The following is a 21,105-nucleotide window of genomic DNA, read 5'->3' on the forward strand; positions in this document are numbered from 1 at the left end:
TAAGTAGGTTAGGTTATTCTTTGTTAAGGTAACATATGACAAGGCCAGTAAGAGTAGGCTTCCAGCTGAAGTCAAAAGGGCTTTTAGGGTAACCAGGCGGTTTAGGCTGTTGGACGCTTTTACTAATAATCAACACCAGGTTTTCTTTGTGATGGCGTAAAGTCAAATTCGTAGTAACCGGGCCTTCTGTATGTTGTTCGAAGTAGCACACACCTAATTCCGGGTTGTCAACTTTGGTCATCACCAAATCTTTCCCGCTGGCTGAGCTCTTTAGTTTGACATACTTGTCTGTATATTCAAGGTCAAGTCTTTTACCGGAATAAGTGTTTTTCAATTCATTGCTGATGCTGTCATTGTAACCTGCGGGCATCCAGGTAACAGCAGGGTCAAAGGGAGTAACATTATATACGATATAGGTGCCGCTTTGCCGATTGCACGCTGCACAAAGGACTAGTAAACATAGTAGCAGTAAGATCTGCCTGTATTGAGTAAACATGATAAAGTTTAAAGTACCGAAGCAGTCCTTCATCGGTGGGTTAAAATACGGAAGCGTGGAACTGTAACTTAGTCCACACACCCGAGGCTCTGGCGGAGCCCAATGCAACAGACGGTCACAGCCCACGCTTGCGCATGGGCGTTTGACTTGTCTGTTCTTGTTGCATTGTAGAGATCGCCAGATTTCGGGGTGCAAGAACAAAAGCTAAACGCTTAAATCTTAATTATATATAATAATGAGTATTACTGTATGTTGCTGTTTCCTCCTTTGTTGGTTAACAAGCAAATTTAAACAGTATTGGGCAGATGTTATGCTACCTTCCTCAACTTTCTTTTTACCGCCCTGGGCTTATAAGGTATGAGTGCAAAGTAGTGGTGCTTGCAACCCTGTTCCTCGATATGCTCGTAGAATGCAGAACACTCGGTCAGCACATAGTCTGTACGGATGCAATCCTCAATGTTTATGGGCGTGGCATCAGCCATTGTATGCTTATAAATGCTGCGGATGAAGGTATTGGGAATGTAGTAGTACTCACCGAGTGTTGGCATAAGTTCAAAGCCATAGTGAATGCCAAGTTTGCCGTCAGAATATGATTCCAGCCTGAGATAGAGCAATGGACTGAGAAACTCATGAATGATATAGCCTTTGTTGTCTAATTGCTTGTCCTCGCGAATGAGTGAGTAACGTAGCGGTTCTGCTTCAATGGGTGCCAATAGTGCTTTGGCCTCCTTAAGTAGCTTGAAATAAACCTTTCGCACTTCAGCATTAAAAGCTAAGACTGGTAAGTCATGGTTTGTTTGGGATTTCATAACGTAGTTTGATGAAACGGTGAAAAAGCAGGAGGTTAAGCCTCCTGCATTGGGTGAACGATGTCTTTCTTGTAGTTGTCCAGTGTAGTCGTATGCTTTAAGGCATCCTCAAATTTGCTGTACTGGTAGGTGTATTCTTCAAGCCTGTCTTCAATGTTGATTTCCGTAGCCTGGATGCCTGTATGCTTATAAATGCAGCGTGTGATGGCGGTATCAAGGTACAAGCCCACATAAGACTTAATCTCCGGGTTCTTTGCAAATGAGATTATCCGTTCATCAATCAGGTTACCAACGCTGATTAAGACCATAGGACTAAAGAATGTACTTGTACTGTCGTCTATTCGCTCAACATAAGTGCGTAATTGCTCGGATGGGAATTGCGGAAGCAAAGCTTTGACCTCTGCAATAATGACCTCGTAAGCACTGCTTACGGCCAAGTTTGCATCTTCGATGCTTGGTTTGTGTTTGTCTGTAGTTTGCATAATGGAAATAAAAAGGTTAATAAATAAGAAAAGCCTGGTGCTACTGCACCAAGCTTTGATTGATTGTAGAGTTTGCAGTTATCCTGCTTTCGCTTCTAATGTTGCGATGAAAATCGGGTCTTGAACCTCAAGTACGGTTTGGTAAAAGATATCATAACCTTGCGGAAACTGGTGTTCGTGAGTTGTGCGGTCAAGTGGAAAAGGCAGCATCATTACCCGAACAGTTTCTTCAAAAGGGCAGTTATGGAAAGCAAAGTAGACTTCGTAGTTGTAATTAAGCTCACAATCCAGCCGCCAATAAAAGGTACTGCTGGTAAAACTGTGCATGCCTGTGTATGATTCAGGGTTGAACTTGTGATTACGTTCATAGATGATATCACCGCCGTGCTTCATGATGAGCTGCTTTACGGTTTGAAGTACCCTATGGTATGCTGCTTCGACACATTCATTCTGCATCTTTTGTAATTTATGGTCGGTACGTAACTGGGCTACTCTCCAGCGAGGTTGTTCACGGTATGGTTTACGTTTTCGTTCTTGCGGAATGGGCATAGCTTCGCTAATGCCTTCAGTTGGACTGTTGATTTCTTTCATGATTGAATAGGTATTGGGATTGGTGGTTAGAAAGTTTTGCGTTTAAAGATTGCAGGGTGTTGGGCACTATTCCTTGTTTGAGTTTGGTTGGCTTCGGGCACTATTGCCATCAGTCGGAAAAACAAGCGCGGGAGACAGCCTATGAGTGCGCTTAACAGGATATAATTCTGTTTTCCTATCGAGAGAACGGGAGGGGATAAAGCAGAGCGAGTGCTGTGGTCGCTTCTCTCACACGGATTTGAAAACCGGATTTGTATATATATGTGAATCCTGTGGATTTAAAGGTGGGGGCGGAATTGATGCTAGGGTGATGGGTTCCGCTAACTGCAAGCAAAAAGCAAAATTAGTCAACAAAAAACCTTTAGAAACAAGGTGATGCACTTAAATACACATCACCACTACCTACTACAAATGAAAGTAAATAGCAACAACATCAGTCTTGTATCAACCATACTTCTCGCTATCGGAGTGTTTTAAATGGTTACATACTGCACTCGCTGGCTTAAGAGCTGAAATTGTTGGAAACAACCTGTACCTAAACGATACTGTTTTCTTAAATTCTAAACAGTATAGGTAGCGGTTGTTTAGGAAAGTATGAGCACAGACCTTTCACTTGGTTAGATGTGAAGAATGACAACTAAGAAGCAATGACACTGATAACTTATTTTTCTAAAACACATTTAACAAAATAAAGGTTGTGAGTGAAGTTTGTCAGGGCCAGTGTCCACAAGCCTTTACATTTTCCATTTGAAAGCAATGGCGTGCACCTCAATCAATTGTAGGCTAGTGGGTTATAATGCCATATTTTAACCTATTTTTCTTATATTTGTAAGCCGTGACCGTGATAAACGGCATTCTGCCTTTACGGTTTTAAGATAAATCCTGCTCCCAAGATTCTTATTTAATTTAACTCTTAACCCCATTAACAGCACCTATGAGCAGTCCTACCTGGCAGTTTGTTGCCATGCCTCTTTTTTTAAATCTCAAAGATCGTAAACTTAGCTACAAGGATGTCTTAACCTATGTAGCAATCAGGTCATTCTATTGTGATGATGAACCTTACTGCTGGCCGTCCTACGACAAGATCATGGAACGCTCAGGCTTAAAACGTAGTTTTTTGTCCAAATCAATCGTTCGTTTGGAAAAGGCGGGCGTGCTTTCTGTCGAACATTCAAACAGAAAGGGCTCATGCAACCGCTACCATTTTGACAGGCTAACGTATTACCACCGAATACCGTATGAGATATTCCAGGCTAGTGATTTATCGTGTGTTGAGAAAGCTATGCTACTTTGTTTGCGTCAATTCTTCATGAATGTCATTTTCATTTGGACAGGCAATGTCAATGAAGCAGCCACACACTTAGGGCTTACTTATGATACTATCTATCCAATTCTTAAGAACTTAAAAGAAAAAGGTTATATAGAAAGCGCTATTACTCGCAACAGGCCGCATACTAAGTGGCTACGTTTATCTGATAAGATCGATTGGACTTACGATTATACCAAACCCTTAAAACGATCCGTTAAGGCTCCATTGACAATCAAGCTTTAATAAATCTCATTTTGCATTTGGATTTTAAACAAGTTCTTATTTATCTTTGTGATGTACAAAGATAGCCTGAAGTTACTCAGGCGAGTTTGACAGAAGCTTGGAATCGAATAGCTTCTCGATTACAAATAGAGAATCTCCGACCTGTTGCCCAGGTACCGCTAACAACGGAAATATCACCATTTAGCTTAATTAAATAGCTACTTGGCTCACAAGATGCCTACGCTTAAGTAAGCATAACTTCCATCCAAAATGACGATTACTCACCAGTAGGAATGCTTTTCCTTGCGGTTTGCTGTTTTCATCTTTGGCCTCATGAGGCTAGTTCGCGTCGGCCAATGCAGTGACGAGTGCCTCAGAATTGTTCAGTATTCACTTTTAACCATTAATCAAATGAAGAATCATTTTGGGGAACTCTCTGTTCCTCAGCAGCATAAATACTTCACCTTAAAGGCTATATATGGGGATGAAGCAATCAAGATTGTCCAAGTTCTAGATGATCGCGGACGTAATAGTTACACAGCGTTCATTGACAAAATGAACATGTGGCTTGGTGATTTGTCGGAAGACGATCGCGCGCTTTATAATGAGCTATATTCTGTATTTGTTTTAGGTGTAAAGTACACTACAAATGAGATTATAGAAAAAGTAACGCAAGCAAGAGTCAAACTCGGACTAGACTTCTATCGAAGCAAAGTAAGGCAGAGGTGTGAATCTGTATTTTTCAATATGTTCGCTGTTGAAGATAAAACAGAATCCACGGTTGTAGATGGCAATTCTGTAATGCAACATGTTGGTTATGTTCCTTTAGCAATGACGAAGCCACCGCATGTTAACTAATTCTTACACCCACCCTCTGGCTTTCGCTAAGGTGGGTTTTTATTCATGTTTATAATTCCTTATTAATGGGACATAACAACAGTCAGGAACTCGCCGAAATCAAAAGACAAGTAGGCGAGATATATAAGCTTTTTTTTGGTGATTTGCCAAAGCTAAGCGACCAGAGCCTGATGAGTAAGTTTAGGTCTGAAATACTTGTTGGATCTAAGAAAAGCCGACAACCACCTAATCGTTAAAAGCGAAAAAGTGCTTTTTTGATGTTGAAAACAGGGAAATTTGGCGTAAATTAGTCATACAAAACTCTGCCAAAACACCCGTAAACATGAAAGAAAAAGCATCAAATCAAGCTCAAAAACAGCGTTTAGAGGCCGCTTTTAAGGTCCTGGATAATCCGATATTCTCCACCAAAGCCTGTAGTTACTGCAGGCTTTTTTGTTTTACAACCATGTCGCGCCTGAAACGCTTTATTGACGAACAAAAAACCATTAGTCATTTCCGCAATGAGATTTGGGTAAAGTGTATCCATTGCGGCAACAAGGCTATCATTCGGTTTAATGACGACAACAAAACACGCCGGATCACCTGTACCTCATGCGGTTTTAACCAGGAAGAAGAAGACAGGTTTTTATGGAAAGGCTATTCAAAAAAGCCCTCACCTTCACTTTTCGGTTGTACACTCTGGCTCTCGGCATCTTTTAAAGAAGATACTTTATGGGCGTTGAACGGCGACCATTTGAACTACCTTGAAAAATACATTGCATCAGGCATACGTGAAAACCCTAACCGCACCGGTTTTACCATGGTTGAACGGTTGCCGAAATTTATGCAGGTAGCAAAAAATCGCGACACACTTTTAAAGCTGATCAAAAAGCTTAAAGAAAAGTAAAGCTATAATTTGCTCAAAGCTTCTTCAAGCGAAGCAACAAAATTTACCTGCCTGCCCTTGTTACTTTCAAAAATAAGGTCGGCTAAGCTTTTACTTTTATATCCTGAAAAATTACCGGCTATGGCTAATTCAATGCGATAGTTAATAAACTTCTGCAATATTTCGCCGGCAATACCGGTTTTAAGGTCAAAAAAGTCAGGTGTGATGTTTTCAGCGTATAAAACAACCTTATCAAATCCCTGGTAATATACATCGCCTAAAAGTGACAATCCGTCTTCAGTGTTTTTAATGATGACTTCGTTTGAAATTACTTCGGCAATCTGCCTGCCATTTATGTTATGGCTTGTTAGTTCCATTTTTAGTAAATATTTATGATGCTTTAACAGCCTGACGGGCCAGCAGTTGCCAATGCCCGCTTGCTGCTTTTACCCACACCAGCAAAATGTGAAGTTTAATAGGCGCTGGTGCTTTACCTTTATCATTTGTCTCGGCCGATAGGATATGGCGTACTATAGCAGTATTATCTTGAATAGTTATTTGCTGTTCGCTGATATCTATTGAAACAAACACCGATGCTCCCGAAACAAAACTTTCAATAAACTGCGCTTTGTTCTGCATCTTACCGCCCGAGTGGCCATAAGTAAGCTTATCAGACGCCAATTTATTAAATGAGGCTTCATCTGAAGTTATCATTGCTTTGCGTAATACTTCAACTGCTTTTTCTATTTCATGCTGATCCATATAACAACATATTTCCAGGTAAGTATAGGAAAATAAAAAAGGACAAGCTATAAAAACCTGTCCTTCGTCGGGATGAGAGGATTCGAACCTCCGACCTCCAGCACCCCATGCTGGCGCGATACCGGGCTACGCTACATCCCGAAATGTAACCGGGCTGCAAATATAAATTTTACCCATTTATTTTAAAACAGGAAGCGTACAAACCTAAATGATTCAACCATTATGTTATGCAGTGTAACATTTTATTGATAACAGCTGAGATCACATTTGTATTCCAGATACGTATTAAATAGCAATAACTTTTTTGGAATTTGAGAGCTTCTGCAAGGTTAAGTTTCATTGATTGATGTATACTTTTTGGATATAGTTGCTTATAAAGCACTATTAGCAAACGGAATAATTAATTTCTATTCCAACAATCAGCATGAAATGATTAAGTAGCTTTGCATCATTATATATCGACACCGAATCAATATCCTGCAGCAGGTGTTTTTCAAAGTTTAATCCGTCAGCAGTTAATGATTCACCAATCAAAAAACTTTGAAGCTGCTTTATAGCAATTTAATATCTGCGTGTTAAAAGAGTATCCCGAATCAATGATTATCATTTAAGCCGTGGTTCTTTAGACTTATAAGTCATCTTAGGCAACTGCGTAAGCAAAAACTTTTTAAGCGTATAAGTATCAGACAATACCTTGATAAAGGTTTCGGCTGTTCATTCCAGTTAAGCTGTTTTTGAGCATATAACTCCATTAGAATTCTTATACTGAATTCATTTTATTACAGATCTGCTCGAATGATTAGATATGGGAGGTTACTATGATTACAAGAGATATATGTTGTTTTAGCACCACTATAATAACATTCCGGTTAAGCTGTTTGTACTTGTATCCTCGTAAAGCTTTTTCCTATAAGTTGTAAGCAACATTAATAATTACTAAATTTTTTAGCATAGATTTGTGCCAAACGCTACAGGAGATGATAAGGGTTTTACAACAACGGGCCGAGCAAAAGATAATGGGATTTCAATCGCCAGCCAACGATTATCTTGAAGGGCGTTTAAACATTGCCGACATACTTGTTATTGACCCGCATTGCACCTATTATTTTCAGATGGACAGCGCGGCTATGAAAAATTATGGCATACGTTCGGGTGATATCCTGGTTATTGACAAATCACTCACACCTATTGACGGAACTATTGTGGTGGCTTTTATACATGGCTGTTATTATTGCCGTGTTTATGAATTACAGGGAAATAAACCCGCACTTGTTGGTGAGGAAGACCGGATTGAAACAACCGACGGCGAAGTGTTGCAAATTTGGGGCGTAGTAACAAGCATTTGCCGCAATATGCTGCCGGCGCCGCTAAGAAAGGGGAAATACAAGCGTGTTTGCACTTTGTGATTGTAATAACTTTTATGCCTCGGCCGAGCGACTGTTCCGTCCGGAGCTATGCGGAGTACCGGTAGTGGTATTAAGCAATAACGATGGTTGTGTGATTGCCCGCAGTGAAGAAGCCAAGTTATGCGGCATCAAAATGGGTGACCCCGAATTCCTTGTCCGCGACCAGATAAAAAAGTATGATATCAAGGTCTTTTCCAGCAACTATGTGCTGTATGGCGATATGTCTGAAAGGGTGATGGAAAATCTGAGCAGATGGTTCCCCAGGCTTGATGTATACAGTATAGATGAGGCTTTTGGAAGATTGGACGGCGTGCAGGATCTGCATAATTACATACCAAAAGTAAGGGCAAGTGTTGTTCAAAATACGGGCATTCCGGTTTCTATAGGCGTAGGCCCAACCAAAACGTTGGCTAAGCTTGCCAACAAAATAGCAAAAAAAAATGGAGGCACTTATATATTAGATACACCGGATAGTATTACGAAGGCGGTAAACAGCTTTCCAATTGACGATCTTTGGGGAATAGGCCGTCAGTACCTTAAAAAGATAAATGATTTAAAGCTTGATATTAAAACCGTTGGTCAGTTACGTGAGCTTCCCGAAATGTGGTTTAAAAAGAACATGACCGTGCAGGGCCAGCGCATGTGGAACGAGCTTTGGGGCCGGCCTGCTATAAATATTGAAGATCAGCTTGACAGTAAAAAAGCTATCACAGTAAGCCGGTCGTTTCGGAATTATATTACAGAGCCTGATATGTTATCAGAAGCGGTTACCACCTATGCAAGCCGATTGGCTGAAAAACTTAGACGAGAGGGTTTACGCTGCACTTATCTGCAGGTATTTATGTATACCAATGAGCACCGCGAAGATCACCCCCAGCACTTCCCTACTCAAACCGTAAAAATGGCTATGGCTACCAATACCACGCACGACCTGGTAAAGACGGCTACTGTTATTGCACGCAAACTTTTTAAGCAGGGAATGAAGTACCGCAAAGCAGGCGTGATTGCCAAAGTACTAATGCCTGAAAGCGAACTACAGTTAAACATGTTCAATCATCATGACGAAGGAAAGCTTGATAAAATTTCAGCTGTTCTCGATCATGTTAACCTGGCCTACGGGCGTGGTACCGTAAGGATGGCCAGCGAGGGTTACAAAAAAGCCTGGCGCCTGAAGCACGAGTGGTTAAGCAAAGGTTATACAACCCGGTGGCACGACATCATAAAAGCAAAGTGAGCGCCAAAACATGCTTACTGTATGTAAACAATCGCTTCTTCACAAAAAAGCACAACTTATTATACAATGCCTTACGCTGTGGCTAACCGTGTATTTATGATGCTGATATTGTGCCGAAACATAACACCACATCTTTATGAAAAAGCTTACTTTTTTAACTATAGCAGCGTTGATGGTCGGATCAATGGCGCATGCGCAAATTCAAGCAGGGAATGTAATGGTAGGCGGCAACTTTGCTAACCTAAACCTTGGGCTTGATGACTCAAAAGTTTTTACCCTTGAAATTACACCAAAAGCGGCCTGGTTTATTCAGGATAATGTTGCCCTGGGTGGGTACGTCGACCTTGGCATACAAACAGCAAAAAACTCAAGCACAACATTCACTTACGGTGCCGGCGCACTGGGCAGATATTACACCGGCCGCGAGGTTGAGGTATTACGTCACGGCAGGATCTTCGCCGAAGCGACGTTTGGTTTTGGCGGTATAAACGTAAGCGATGGCGGGGGCAACACCAATGGATTAAAATTTGGCGCCGGGCCGGGTTTTGCTTACTTTATTACCCCTAATATAGGCCTTGAGACCTTACTTACTTATAACGGGCTGACAGGTTTCGGCAATGCATCCTATCAAAGCAACATCAATTTACTGTTTGGCTTGCAGATATACCTTTCTGGCAGGGCGACTGCCGCACGGGTATCAAGGGATGCTCAATAAATGCAAAAAGGCTGCCGGCAGTGCCGGCAGCCTGAAAACAACCTAAAAACTTCCCCCTCGGAAGTACTATAAAATGTAAAACACTTTTGATTTTGATAGGCCGCCGCCTACAGGTTCTTCCTGCTTATAGTTCTGCTTCAACATTTGCATAACATCGCGCTCAATGGTACGCGATATAGTTGTTGTAGGCGTATCGGTTGGCCGGTTTTCAAACGGATCCTGCAGATGGATGGCCATTTTTTCTATTAAAAAGAATGAACATGCTATCGCGATAACTACGGGTACTTCAACAATGCCAAAGAACTCTATTAAACCGAATGGCAGCAGCATGATGAACAGTATAAGCGAAAAATGTATGTAAACGCTGTACGTTGCCGGAAAAATGGTGTTCTTGATACGCTCGCATCCACCCATGTGGTTTGAAAAACGGGTTAACGTAGCATCCATTTCCACCTGCTGAAACTCGTTGATCCAACCAAGCTTAAAGGCGTTGCGTAGATCAAGCCCTTGAAGTTCAAGCAATGCCATCGGCACATTGCTATACATCTTTATATGCTCTATATCTTCTACAGACAAAAACTTTTCCAATCCCCGTATAGCGTCTTCACCACGTAGCTGGCGGCTTAAGGCATGGCACCAGGCTATCTGCCGTTTAGCCATACGCTCACAAAATGCACGTTCTTCATCAGTACCGTAATGCGTGTCGATGTAAGTGAACAGCTGACGGGTAAGAGTACGCGAATCGTTCACAATAGCTCCCCAAAGCGTACGTGCTTCCCACCACCGGTCGTATGCCTGGTTTGACTTAAAGGCCAGCAGCAACGATATTACCGTACCCAGTATGGTCGGCACCGCAATAGGTATTGATATACGGGTAAAATGAAAATTATTATAGACAACAGCAATCAGCACCGCGTAAACGGTTACCATGATGATCTCGTTCTTGATCTTGCCGAATATATATTTAATAGGAATGTTCTCTTTCAGTAGCATGGCTAAACTTTTTAATGATTAAACTTCACTTAATTCCAACTCTTGGTTTTGTTTTTTAACAGTCACAGGTTCGGCCGGTACAGGCTTAATGTAAATTTCCGGCAGGCCGCATTTTTGTATAAGGGTCATCGGGTTAATGCTTGATTTATGCAGCTTGCCTATACTGCAGTGTTCGGCTTTTAAAACATGGGTTACTTCATTTGCCTCAATAAAGTTCCGGAACATGCTGAGTGTACTTCCGTACAAAAACTCAACCCTGATAGCTTTGACATTATCGTTCTGCGCTTTTATTTCGTTGCAGCGATTGTAAAAATCATTATCGATCAGTTCGAATTCGCGGCTGCGGCGCGATAGCATCAGCAGGTCGGTTATACTGTCAGACAGTTTGAACATGTGCACAAAAATGAAGGAGATATCTTCGCCCTCATATTGCTTACTTATAGCAGATACGCAATCAAGCGCCTTGATATTAAAATCGGTAGGAACAAGTATGGTTTGCATAGTGATAGATGTTAATTGTTTAACTTTCAATTAATTACTATGCAATTTTAGCTTGTAGTTATTAAAGCCTTTTAAGTTGAAAATTAAAATAGTATTAGAATAACACTGGCTTATTAGTACCCTTACAGGTTTTAAATATTGATTTTCAATAAATTATCAATCTATTACCGTGCTATTTTATTAAGAATATTAAAAATTGATAAGAAAAGCAGAGGCATGGTTAAGAAACCGGAGGCACAACAGGTAAAAATATCTGTATTTCTGTTCCGGCCATTTCTTCTGAGCGGATGCCAATTGAACCTTTATGAAGGCGAATAATATTTAGCGTTAATGGCAGGCCTATGCCATACCCCTCAAACTCGGTAGTATTTGATGCTCTAAAGAACGGCTCAAATATATATTGCTGCTCTTCTATAGGGATGCCTATCCCTTTATCGGCTACAGCAATCATTAACCGGCCGTTCTCTGATGCTACCTTAATTTCAACCGGCTGATTATTTGAATATTTGCAGGCGTTCATTACAATATTGCTTAATGCCAGTTGCAGCAAATTTGCATTACCTTCGGTGTACAGTTTCGTTTCATCCTCGGGAAGCGAAGAAAAATTTATATCGATAGTACCTTCGGGCTCTATCTTTTTTACCAGTCCCACTACAGTCATCACAAGTTCGTCTACCCTTATAGGCTGCCAGTTTTGCTTTTTACCATCAAACCCGGTTTGCGCTAAACCAAGCAGGCTGGCCAGTATTTGTCCAAGTTTTTCCGCTTCGTTATGTATGGTTTCAACAAGCTTTTTGGTTTCGGGCTCCAATTGTTTTTGGGTTAGCAACAGCTGGGCTTCGCCTGATATGATTGTAAGCGGCGTACGTAATTCGTGCGAGGCGTTGCTTACAAAGTTGTTCTGTGTTTCAAATGCTGTTTCCAGCCTGTTAAGCATATTGTTAAAAGTATGCACCAGCTCGGATATTTCATCTTTTCCGTTTATTTCATCAAGCCGCTCGTGCAGGTTGTTGGCTGATAGATTTTTTACCTGCTTAATAAGTCTGCTTAATGGATTGATAGTATAGTACGAAAATATATTGCCTGCTATATAGGTAAGCGTTGTAGCGATAATAAATATAACAACCAGCACCTTGCGTAACTCTACCAGCTCCCTGAAACCATAAGGATCAGTAGCCGAAACGATGATCAGATATTTACCGTAAGGCGTATCAAAATAACCTCCGGAATAAAATTTGTTTGCTTTATTATAACGTGCTTTTAGCTTCTTTTTCAGGATGTCATTATAAAAAGCGTCGGGCAGGTCAATTGGCTTTTTAAAGTTCCGCATATCCTGCGGAAGCTTTATTACATAATCACGCTCGTTAACCAGCTTTTCAAGATAGCCACTGCGAACTTCCTGGTATGCAACTGATTTTTCATTAGGATGGATATTTATTTGAGCGGCCAGCCGCACACGCGCTTCAAGCCGTTTAAAAAAATCCTCAAAATTAAACTCAGAAACAAAGTAAAATATAGCCGCGTTCATGAGTATCAACCCCACGGTAGAAATCAAAAAAAACAACAGCGTAATTTTAGTCTTAATTTTCATTGGCGTCCTCTTTTAGCATATAACCCATGCCAAAAACGGTTTGTATTAGTTTCACTTGCCCTTCGGTATCCAGCTTCTTTCTCAAATAGTTTACATACACATCAACCACGTTAGTACCCATATTGAAATCGATATCCCATACGTTTTCTAATATTTGAATGCGTGAAAGTACCTTATTCTTGTTCTTTGCGAAGTATTCTAACAGACGGTATTCAGTAGCTGTAAGGCTAAGGGTCTTACCGTTTCGCCGTGCTATTTTCGAGTCGAGGTCGATCTCCAGATTGTCGATATGAATTACATTACTGATGGCTTCATTGTTAAGCGTACGGCGTACCAGGGTACGTATGCGTGCCTCCAGTTCAGGAAATTTGAAAGGTTTGGCCAGGTAATCATCGGCACCGCTGTTAAGCCCGGTAACTATATTTTCGGTACTTGAGAGGGCGGTGAGCATCAGTATGGCAATACCGGGTTTCTTTTTACGAATCTCTTTACACACTTGTATTCCGTTCATGCCGGGCAGCATTATGTCCAGTATCACCAGGTTAAAGCTATGGTTAAGCGCCATTTCAAGGCCCATGTTTCCATCGGCGGCAACACTTACCTCCATGCCGGCTTCTGTCAATCCCCGAACTATTACCGAAACCAGTCCGGGTTCATCTTCTATTAGTAAAATCTTCATTCGGGGTAGTTATTTTGTACTGTAAAGTGTGAATATCGTCATAAAGTTTCTCGTTCGATGCACAGCTTAAGTTATATTATTAACTTTAAAGCTAATATATGGTTATACGATTTAAAACTTATTATTCGTTTAACTACTGCATATAAGCCATGAATCAGCCTGACAACTACGCAGTTTTAATTGAAAAAATTAATGCTTTTATACAGAAGTATTATTTTAACAATTTGCTGCGCGGATTGATCTTCCTTGGCGCCGGGCTGTTTTCTGTTTATCTGTTAGTTACTGTTACCGAATATTACGGAAATTTTAATACCGTTTTACGCACGGTATTGTTTTACTTGTTTATCGGCATAAACGCCGCGCTTATTGTTTGGCTTATTATTCCATCGTTACTCGCCTGGCTAAAAGTAAGCAAAACACTTTCACACGATGAAGCCGCGCAAATCATCGGCAGGCATTTTTCACATGTGAATGACAAACTGCTAAATACCCTGCAGCTTAAAAAGCTTGCGTTGAACGACCCGCGACAACAGGCGCTGATAGAGGCCGGCATCGAACAAAAAATTAAAGAGCTTAAACCGGTAAGTTTTCCTTCGGCTATCGACCTGAAGCAGAACCGCCGCTATTTAAAATGGGCACTGATCCCGTTTGGCGCGCTTTGTATCATCGCTTTTGCAGCGCCATCGATATTAACAGAAAGTACAAAAAGGCTGGTTAAGCATAACGAATATTTCGCGCCTATAGCGCCGTATCAATTTAAGGTACTTAACAGCAGCCTTAAAGCAGTACAAGGTGATGATTTGCCACTTGAAATAAAACTTGAGGGCAATAATTTTCCGGCTGATGTATACATCGAGGTTGGCGGCAATACTTTCCGGCTCGAAAAAAAATCGGTGAGCCGTTTCAGTTATCAGTTCAAAAACCTGCAGCAGAGCACACCGTTCAGGTTAACAGCCAACGGCATAGCATCGCAGGTTTACCAGGTTACGGTGAACAACCGCCCTACCCTTATCAATTTTGACGTAGAGCTGCAATACCCGGCTTACCTGCATAAAGCGCCTGAAAAATTGTCAAATGCCGGCGACCTGACCCTACCCGCCGGTACTATTGTTAACTGGCAAATACGTACGCGCTATGCTTCGCAATTGTCCTTCAATATCAATGAGAATGAACATGTGCTTAAAGTATCGAATGTTGATTTATTTAATCACAGCGAAAAAGTGTTGAAAAGCACCCGTTATAAAATTACTACCTCGAACGAAAATGTTACCAACGCCGACTCATCATCATACCAAATAACGGTTGTGAACGATGAAGCTCCGGCTATAACTGTCGAGCAAAAAGAGGACTCGGTAAGCACTAAAGCCTTGTATTTTACAGGTAATATTCAGGACGATCATGGGTTCAGCAGCCTGACTTTTCATTACCGCATTGGCAACAAGGTTTACAGTAAACCGGTTAAGGCTGATCTGTCGCAGGCGCAGGCAGGGTTCTTTTACTTTTGGGATTTGAAGAAACTGAACATCCAACCCGGCGATCAGGTTACTTACTATTTTGAGGTGGCTGATAACGATGGTGTATCCGGTCCGAAAATAAGCCGTTCGGCTGAGCGTACATTGAATGTGCCAGATGCCAAACAATTGAATGAACAGCTGGAAGCAGGCAGTAAGGCGGTTCAAAACAAAACCGAATCGGCTATAAAACTTGCCGCCCAAATTGAAAAGGAATCGCAAAAGCTGAACAAGATGCTGCTTGATAAGAATACGCTTTCTTTTGATGAAAAAAAGCAGGTGGAGCAGCTGTTGCAAAAACGTATGGAACTGAATAATCTGATTAAGGAGATCCAGGATGAAAATAAAAAGAACCAGTACAACCGTAGCGAGAACCAACAGCAAAGTGAAGAAATTAAACAAAAGCAGCAGCAGATAGCCGACTTGTTTAACAACGTGCTCGACCCGAAAACGCAGGAGTTGTTAAAAAAACTGCAGGACATGCTTGAAAAAGGTGATAAAGACGATACCCGCGACGAGCTTTCAAAAATGCAGATGGACAACAAGATGCTGAAAAAAGAACTCGACCGTGTGCTTGAACTGTATAAAAAGCTGGCTTTTGATCAGAAAGTTGAGCAGAACATCAACCGCCTTAACGAGCTTGCCGAACAGCAACAAAAGTTATCAGATCAAACCCAGCAGCAAAATAAGAACACTCAGGAATTGATGCAGGAACAGCAAAAACTGCAAAATGAGTTTAACGATGTAAAAGAATCGCTGAAAAGCCTTGAAGAAGAAGACAAGGCATCAGGAGATAAAATGAATTTTGATAAGCCTGAAAAGGATGAGCAGTCTGTTGAACAGGAAATGAACAACAGCAAGGAAAACCTGAAGAAAAACGATAACAAGAAGGCATCAAATTCACAAAAACAGGCCGCACAAAAAATGCAGCAGATGGCGCAAAAGATGCAGCAGCAGCAACAGGAAGGTGAAGAAAGTGAGAATAACATTAATGCCGCGCAACTACGTGAGCTATTGAAGAGTCTATTAAATAGTTCGTTTAGTCAGGAAAAAACCATGCAGGCGCTCAGGAACATGAACCCCGGCGACCCGGGCTATGTGGCGCTGGCGCAAAAACAAAAAGATATAAAAGACAATTTGAAAACTGCGCAGGATAGCCTGTATGCGCTTAGCCGCAGGGTGCCTCAAATACAATCGGCTGTTAACAAAGAAGTTGAGGCAATAAACACCAATATTGAAAAAGCTTTGCAAAGCATGGGCGACCGCCGCAGCCACGAGGCATTGCGCAGCCAGCAGTATGCCATGACGGCGATGAACAATTTGGCACTGATGTTGAGTGAAGCGCTGGAACAATTGCAAAACGCTCAGGGCGGAGGCAGCGGAAAAGGTAAAAAGAAGCAGCAATCGGCCGGGCAACTGGCAAAAATGCAACAGCAGCTTAATCAAAACATGCAAAAAATGCGTGAGCAGATGAAGCAGCAGGGTAACCAGGGCAAAAGCGGGCAAGGGCAAAACGGCATGAGCGAGCAGCTGGCCAGAATGGCCCGCCAGCAGCAAATGATACGTGAGGCTTTACAAAAGCTTAGTCAGCAGGAAAATAAAGACGGTAAAAACGGTTTAGGTAATTTGGATAAAATTTCGAAAGAAATGGAACAAACTGAAACTGAAATCGTAAACAGAAAAATAAGTGAAGAAACGATAAGAAGGCAGCAGCAGATACAAGCACGTTTGCTTGATGCCGAAAAAGCCGAACAACAAAGAGAACAGGATAACAGACGGGAAAGTAACGCGGGCAAAGATATGCCGCCCGGATATGTAAAAGCTTTACGGGATTTTCAGCAGCAAAAAAATAAACAAACCGAACAGATACGGACTGTTTCACCTGCCTTCAACATCTATTATAAAGAGAAAATTAAGAACTACTTTGAACTACTAAATGGAAAGTAACATGGAACAGGAAAATGTTCAGACAGGTGAATTATATACGCTGCAGCTTCCCTCTAAGCTCGAGAGCATTGCACACCTGGAGAACCTTGTTGAGGAAATAGCTGATAAATATCACGTAGGCGACGATGTATTTGCGAATATGATGACCTGCCTTAGCGAAGCAGTAACCAATGCTATAGTGCACGGTAATAAACTGGACGAGAATAAAAAAGTGATAGTGAACGCTGAGGTAGAATTGAAAAAAATAGTATGGACCATAACTGACGAAGGCCCGGGGTTTGACTACACCCACTTGCCCGACCCTACCGCACCCGAGAATCTGGAAAAACTTACCGGCCGGGGCGTTTATATTGTAAAGCACCTGGCCGACCAGTGTGTGTTTAATAGCACCGGCAACGAAATTGAACTACACTTTAAGATATAATGCCCGCTATACAGTTTTTTGAAGAGGATATCAGTTTCAAGCTAAAAAATAAAACACACATACGGAACTGGATAAAGGACACTATTATTGCTGAAGGCTACAGGCTAAGTGAGCTGAACTATATATTTTGTTCAGACGCATACTTGATTGAAATAAACAGGGAATATCTTGATCATGACACCTATACTGATATCGTCACGTTTGATAATTCGGATACCGAAGGGCTTATTGTGGGCGATATCTTTATATCTGTTGAACGTACTCGGGAGAATGCAAGTAAGTTTAATGTTAGCGAAACAGACGAACTGCACCGGGTAATTATTCATGGCGCATTGCATCTGCTGGGTTACACTGATAAAAAGCCGGCCGATAAGAAAAACATGACATTAAAAGAAGATTTTTATTTGAATAGGCGTTCTTTTAATTCCTAATTTTGATTTCATAATCAACAAATTAACCCATGAAAACATTGGCTATAATCCTCGCACTTATGTTTACCGCCCCTGCTTCTTCCGTTTACGATTTTAAGCTCACCTCAATTGACGGTAAAGAGTTTTCGCTGTCGAAATATAAAGGCAAAAAACTGCTGATTGTAAATACGGCTTCAGAGTGTGGTTTTACGCCGCAATATGCCGAGCTGCAAAAACTTGCAGATCAGTATAAAGATAAATTGGTAGTAATCGGTTTTCCGGCAAACAACTTTGGCGGTCAGGAGCCCGGCGCAAACGCTGAGATAAAAACTTTTTGCCAGAAAAATTATGGTGTTACGTTCCCGCTTAACGAAAAGATCAGCGTAAAGGGTGATGACATACACCCACTGTTTAAGTTTCTTACCAGCGAACCTAACCCTGATTTTACAGGTGAAATAAAATGGAACTTTGAAAAGTTTTTGATTGATGAGAACGGCAAACTAATACATCGTTACCGCTCGGCTACCAAGCCACTATCGCCCGAAATAACCGGAGCTATATAACATGAAAAAGGCGCTTTAACAGCGCCTTTTTCATTTGCATTATTTTTTATTGGCTTTTTCAGCCTCTTCTTCTTGTTTCTTGCGTTCTTCTTCAGCTTTTTTAGCGGCTTCTTCCTGCTGTTTCTTACGTTCCTTTGCTGCCTTTTCCTGGGCTTTACGTATTGAGTCTTGCCTTGCTTTGGCGGCTTTTTCTTTCTTTTTAAAGAAACCTCTTAGCAGGAAGTTGTGCTGTGCGGCTTTCAAATCTTCATGCAGCGTAACGGTAGCCGCATCAACTGTTTTAATGGTTGATTTAGCCTGTTTAACAGTGCCCTTTAGATCCTCAGCTATTTTATCATCATTCAGTAAACGGCCTATACTTCCTTTACCGGTATTTATTTTATAAACGATGTCTGACAAGTTTGACGATAGCTTTTCGGCATTATCGGCCACCCTTGTAAGCTTATTAAATATCTTATCAACATCAAGCGGGTTAACGGCTGTAAGCCTGTCTCCCTGCTCAACAGGTTCCTGCGTTTTTACACCGCCCGGAGCAATGGCTATCAGTTTATCACCCATTAAACCATCGCTGCTGATGCTGATTTTAGAATCCTTTTTAATGAATTTCCTAACGTTTGAGTTGATGGTCAAATCAACACGTACCATGCTGTCGGTAACTATCTGGATGTTTTCTACCACGCCTACGTTTATACCGGCGAAGCGCACATTATTGCCTACCTGCAAGCCGCTTACGTTTTTAAATTCGCCGTAAACGCCAAATGTTGAATTGAACAAACTTTTACGGCTGCCTATAAAAAATATAGCCAATACCAGCACAGCTATGCCTGCTACGGTGAACAAACCTATTTTTACCTTCTGCGAAGATGTTGTTTTCATGAGATGTCCCTTAAAAAAGATTTTACTAATTCGTTGTCCGATTGCAGCATTTCTTCAAGCGTACCTTCGGCTATATATTCACCCTCATTCATTACCACAATACGGTCGGCCGTGATTTTTGCACACTCCAGGTCGTGTGTAATTATTATAGAGGTAGTTTTGTACTTTTTTTGCAGAGTAAGTATCAGTTCACTTATCTCACGCGAAGTGATTGGGTCAAGCCCGGTGGTCGGCTCATCATATAAAATGATCTCCGGCTTAACAATAATGGTACGCGCCAGGCCGATACGTTTACGCATACCACCTGACAGGTCTGACGGCATTTTATCCATAGCGTCAAGCAGGCCTACACCTTCAAGTACTTCTTCGATACGTTGATCTATCTCCGCCTGATCTTTCATCTTAAGTACCCGGGTAAGCGGAAACTCCAGGTTTTCACGTACGGTCATACTGTCGTACAAAGCGCCGCTTTGAAACAGAAAACCGATTTTTATGCGCAACTGCTTCAGTTCATCGTCAGACATCTCAGTTACGTCTTCACCAAATACGGTAAGTTCGCCTTCATCAGGCTTAAGTAAACCCACAATACATTGTATAGTAACTGATTTCCCCTGACCTGAACGGCCCAATACTACAACATTCTCACCTTTTTTTACGTCAAGATTAATGTTCTTTAGAACCTCTTTGTTACCAAAGGATTTTTTAAGCCCTTTGATGTGGATAACCACTTCATCTTCCATGGTATCCGACTCTCTGTGGTATTTTTGTGCAGTTTCCTTTTCCATTTTATTGATAGTATAATAAATTGGTTATCTGGACAGCAATAGCATCAATCACAAAAATCCACAGTGAGGCCATAACCACAGCTGAGTTAGCGGCAACACCCACACTTTCAGTACCCTTATTTGAATTGTAGCCTTTGTAGCATCCTACAAAGCCTATCGCGAAGCCAAAAAATATGGTTTTTATAAACGCCGGGAAAAGATCATAAAATTCAATGGAAGCAATACACTTGTTGAAGTACAGAAAGAAACTTACTTCATCAGTTAAATTGATAGCCAGGAAACCACCCAGCAGGCCGATAACGTCGCCCAAAAGGGTAAGCAGGGGTACCATTACCGCGGCCGCGATTATTCGTGTAACTACCAGGTATTGTATAGGATTAGCGCCCGATACCTCCATGGCATCTATCTGCTCGGTAACTTTCATACTGCCCAGCTCGGCACCGATGCTTGAAGCAATTTTTCCCGCGCATATAATAGCTGTTATCACGGGGCCAATCTCACGTATCAGGGCAATAGATAAGGTTCTCGGCAGCATACTTTCGGCACCAAAATCAACCATGGTAGGCCTAAGCTGTAATATCAGCACAAGCCCCATAATGAATGAAGTTATACCTACCAGGGTGAACGACCGGTAACCAATTTCATAGCACTGCCGCACAAATTCAGACCATTCAAAACCGCCGGCAAAAATATTGCGGACAAAGCGTGAAAAGAAAGCGCCTTGCTCACCTATGCCCTCAAGCCATCGTTTCCATGCCGGTATTACTTGCTCTGCCATAATTACTTACGATATAATTCACAACTACAACAAACACAGTCATTTGTTTTATGCTGCATGGTTAAGTAAACAGAGAAGAAGGCGTACGGCAATTACATCAGGTTTTTCAGGTATCAGCAAGTGCGATCGTGCAACGGTTTCAATGGTTACAGAACTTGCATCATAAACACTAAATGCATTCCTTTTGTTTGATGTTGTACCATCAATTTAGAACCTTAAAATATCGACAGACCTTATGCTAATAAATCACAATATTTTTCATTTTAACTTAATAAAATTATATGTTTAAACATTTAAA

23 protein-coding genes and 1 tRNA gene are annotated in these 21,105 nt (G+C 41.4%); 10 read left to right on the top strand and 14 right to left on the bottom strand.

All coding sequences use genetic code 11. The features are described from left to right. Positions 1–13: 13 nt before the first annotated feature. The 4 genes from EOD41_RS04710 to EOD41_RS04725 all read right to left on the bottom strand — a co-directional run bounded on the left by EOD41_RS04710 (position 14) and on the right by EOD41_RS04725 (position 2,378). Positions 14–496 (bottom strand): hypothetical protein, encoded by a 483-nt coding sequence (locus EOD41_RS04710; RefSeq protein WP_127703648.1) that lies wholly within the window; start codon positions 494–496, stop codon positions 14–16. A gap of 308 nt (positions 497–804) precedes the next feature. After that, a complete protein-coding gene (locus EOD41_RS04715) occupies positions 805–1,305 on the bottom strand; it encodes a hypothetical protein (RefSeq protein WP_127703649.1) in 501 nt (166 codons plus the stop codon). A gap of 35 nt (positions 1,306–1,340) precedes the next feature. Then, complete coding sequence (locus EOD41_RS04720; protein WP_127703650.1) at positions 1,341–1,787, bottom strand: hypothetical protein; 447 nt, start codon at positions 1,785–1,787, stop codon at positions 1,341–1,343. Positions 1,788–1,865: 78 nt separating this feature from the next. Continuing rightward, complete coding sequence (locus tag EOD41_RS04725; protein WP_127703651.1) at positions 1,866–2,378, bottom strand: hypothetical protein; 513 nt, start codon at positions 2,376–2,378, stop codon at positions 1,866–1,868. A 934-nt stretch (positions 2,379–3,312) separates the two neighbouring features. Between EOD41_RS04725 and EOD41_RS04730 the strand changes: the two genes are divergently transcribed. The 3 genes from EOD41_RS04730 (at position 3,313) to EOD41_RS04740 (ending at position 5,653) form a co-directional block, all read left to right on the top strand. Continuing rightward, positions 3,313–3,930: a helix-turn-helix domain-containing protein gene (locus tag EOD41_RS04730; RefSeq protein WP_127703652.1), complete on the top strand. Its 618-nt coding sequence runs from the start codon at positions 3,313–3,315 to the stop codon at positions 3,928–3,930. A gap of 390 nt (positions 3,931–4,320) precedes the next feature. Next, positions 4,321–4,767: a hypothetical protein gene (locus EOD41_RS04735; protein WP_127703653.1), complete on the top strand. Its 447-nt coding sequence runs from the start codon at positions 4,321–4,323 to the stop codon at positions 4,765–4,767. Between the two features lie 322 nt (positions 4,768–5,089). Next, the gene (locus tag EOD41_RS04740) at positions 5,090–5,653 is read left to right on the top strand and encodes a hypothetical protein (protein ID WP_127703654.1); all 564 of its coding nucleotides are present in this window, start codon (positions 5,090–5,092) and stop codon (positions 5,651–5,653) included. Positions 5,654–5,655: 2 nt separating this feature from the next. Here the strand turns inward: EOD41_RS04740 and EOD41_RS04745 are convergent, their stop codons facing one another. The 3 genes from EOD41_RS04745 to EOD41_RS04755 all read right to left on the bottom strand — a co-directional run bounded on the left by EOD41_RS04745 (position 5,656) and on the right by EOD41_RS04755 (position 6,535). Then, complete coding sequence (locus EOD41_RS04745; protein WP_127703655.1) at positions 5,656–6,009, bottom strand: DUF4180 domain-containing protein; 354 nt, start codon at positions 6,007–6,009, stop codon at positions 5,656–5,658. Positions 6,010–6,022: 13 nt separating this feature from the next. Then, entirely contained in the window at positions 6,023–6,394 is a 372-nt protein-coding gene (locus EOD41_RS04750; RefSeq protein ID WP_127703656.1) for a nuclear transport factor 2 family protein, read from the bottom strand. Between the two features lie 67 nt (positions 6,395–6,461). Then, a tRNA-Pro gene (locus EOD41_RS04755) sits at positions 6,462–6,535 on the bottom strand. Positions 6,536–7,371: 836 nt separating this feature from the next. On the opposite strand from EOD41_RS04755, the gene EOD41_RS04760 reads away from it, so the two are divergent. The 3 genes from EOD41_RS04760 to EOD41_RS04770 all read left to right on the top strand — a co-directional run bounded on the left by EOD41_RS04760 (position 7,372) and on the right by EOD41_RS04770 (position 9,749). Further along, positions 7,372–7,800, top strand: a complete 429-nt coding sequence (locus tag EOD41_RS04760) for a LexA family protein (RefSeq protein WP_127703657.1) — start codon at positions 7,372–7,374, stop codon at positions 7,798–7,800. Continuing rightward, on the top strand, positions 7,784–9,034 hold the full coding sequence (locus EOD41_RS04765; protein WP_127703658.1) for a Y-family DNA polymerase: 1,251 nt from the start codon (positions 7,784–7,786) through the stop codon (positions 9,032–9,034). Before EOD41_RS04760 ends, EOD41_RS04765 begins: the two co-directional genes overlap by 17 nt. Positions 9,035–9,170: 136 nt before the next feature. Then, positions 9,171–9,749 (top strand): hypothetical protein, encoded by a 579-nt coding sequence (locus EOD41_RS04770; protein ID WP_127703659.1) that lies wholly within the window; start codon positions 9,171–9,173, stop codon positions 9,747–9,749. Positions 9,750–9,815: 66 nt separating this feature from the next. On the opposite strand, the gene EOD41_RS04775 is transcribed toward EOD41_RS04770, so the two are convergent. From EOD41_RS04775 to EOD41_RS04790, 4 genes are all read right to left on the bottom strand, one after another. Beyond that, positions 9,816–10,742 carry a bestrophin family protein gene (locus tag EOD41_RS04775; protein WP_127703660.1) on the bottom strand — a complete coding sequence of 309 codons (927 nt, stop codon included), beginning with the start codon at positions 10,740–10,742 and terminating at the stop codon, positions 9,816–9,818. 18 nt (positions 10,743–10,760) lie between these two features. Then, entirely contained in the window at positions 10,761–11,243 is a 483-nt protein-coding gene (locus tag EOD41_RS04780) for a hypothetical protein (protein ID WP_127703661.1), read from the bottom strand. 220 nt (positions 11,244–11,463) lie between these two features. After that, on the bottom strand, positions 11,464–12,834 hold the full coding sequence (locus EOD41_RS04785; RefSeq protein WP_127703662.1) for a HAMP domain-containing sensor histidine kinase: 1,371 nt from the start codon (positions 12,832–12,834) through the stop codon (positions 11,464–11,466). Then, entirely contained in the window at positions 12,824–13,513 is a 690-nt protein-coding gene (locus EOD41_RS04790) for a response regulator transcription factor (protein ID WP_127703663.1), read from the bottom strand. The genes EOD41_RS04785 and EOD41_RS04790 overlap by 11 nt, the downstream gene beginning before the upstream one ends. Before the next feature lie 149 nt (positions 13,514–13,662). On the opposite strand from EOD41_RS04790, the gene EOD41_RS04795 reads away from it, so the two are divergent. From EOD41_RS04795 to EOD41_RS04810, 4 genes are read left to right on the top strand one after another with little or no spacing between them, the layout of a single operon-like run. Next, positions 13,663–16,971 (top strand): DUF4175 family protein, encoded by a 3,309-nt coding sequence (locus EOD41_RS04795; RefSeq protein ID WP_127703664.1) that lies wholly within the window; start codon positions 13,663–13,665, stop codon positions 16,969–16,971. Then, on the top strand, positions 16,961–17,395 hold the full coding sequence (locus EOD41_RS04800; RefSeq protein WP_240663186.1) for an ATP-binding protein: 435 nt from the start codon (positions 16,961–16,963) through the stop codon (positions 17,393–17,395). Before EOD41_RS04795 ends, EOD41_RS04800 begins: the two co-directional genes overlap by 11 nt. Beyond that, positions 17,395–17,826, top strand: a complete 432-nt coding sequence (ybeY, locus tag EOD41_RS04805) for an rRNA maturation RNase YbeY (RefSeq protein ID WP_127703665.1) — start codon at positions 17,395–17,397, stop codon at positions 17,824–17,826. The genes EOD41_RS04800 and ybeY overlap by 1 nt, the downstream gene beginning before the upstream one ends. A gap of 29 nt (positions 17,827–17,855) precedes the next feature. After that, positions 17,856–18,368 carry a glutathione peroxidase gene (locus EOD41_RS04810; RefSeq protein ID WP_127703666.1) on the top strand — a complete coding sequence of 171 codons (513 nt, stop codon included), beginning with the start codon at positions 17,856–17,858 and terminating at the stop codon, positions 18,366–18,368. 39 nt (positions 18,369–18,407) lie between these two features. On the opposite strand, the gene EOD41_RS04815 is transcribed toward EOD41_RS04810, so the two are convergent. From EOD41_RS04815 to EOD41_RS04825, 3 genes are read right to left on the bottom strand one after another with little or no spacing between them, the layout of a single operon-like run. Continuing rightward, the gene (locus EOD41_RS04815) at positions 18,408–19,244 is read right to left on the bottom strand and encodes an MlaD family protein (protein WP_127703667.1); all 837 of its coding nucleotides are present in this window, start codon (positions 19,242–19,244) and stop codon (positions 18,408–18,410) included. Beyond that, complete coding sequence (locus EOD41_RS04820; RefSeq protein WP_127703668.1) at positions 19,241–20,029, bottom strand: ABC transporter ATP-binding protein; 789 nt, start codon at positions 20,027–20,029, stop codon at positions 19,241–19,243. Before EOD41_RS04820 ends, EOD41_RS04815 begins: the two co-directional genes overlap by 4 nt. Before the next feature lies 1 nt (position 20,030). Beyond that, a complete protein-coding gene (locus tag EOD41_RS04825) occupies positions 20,031–20,807 on the bottom strand; it encodes an MlaE family ABC transporter permease (protein ID WP_127703669.1) in 777 nt (258 codons plus the stop codon). Between the last annotated feature and the right edge of the window lie 298 nt (positions 20,808–21,105).

The sequence above is a fragment of the Mucilaginibacter limnophilus genome, assembly GCF_004005815.1.
Lineage (GTDB): Bacteria > Bacteroidota > Bacteroidia > Sphingobacteriales > Sphingobacteriaceae > Mucilaginibacter > Mucilaginibacter limnophilus.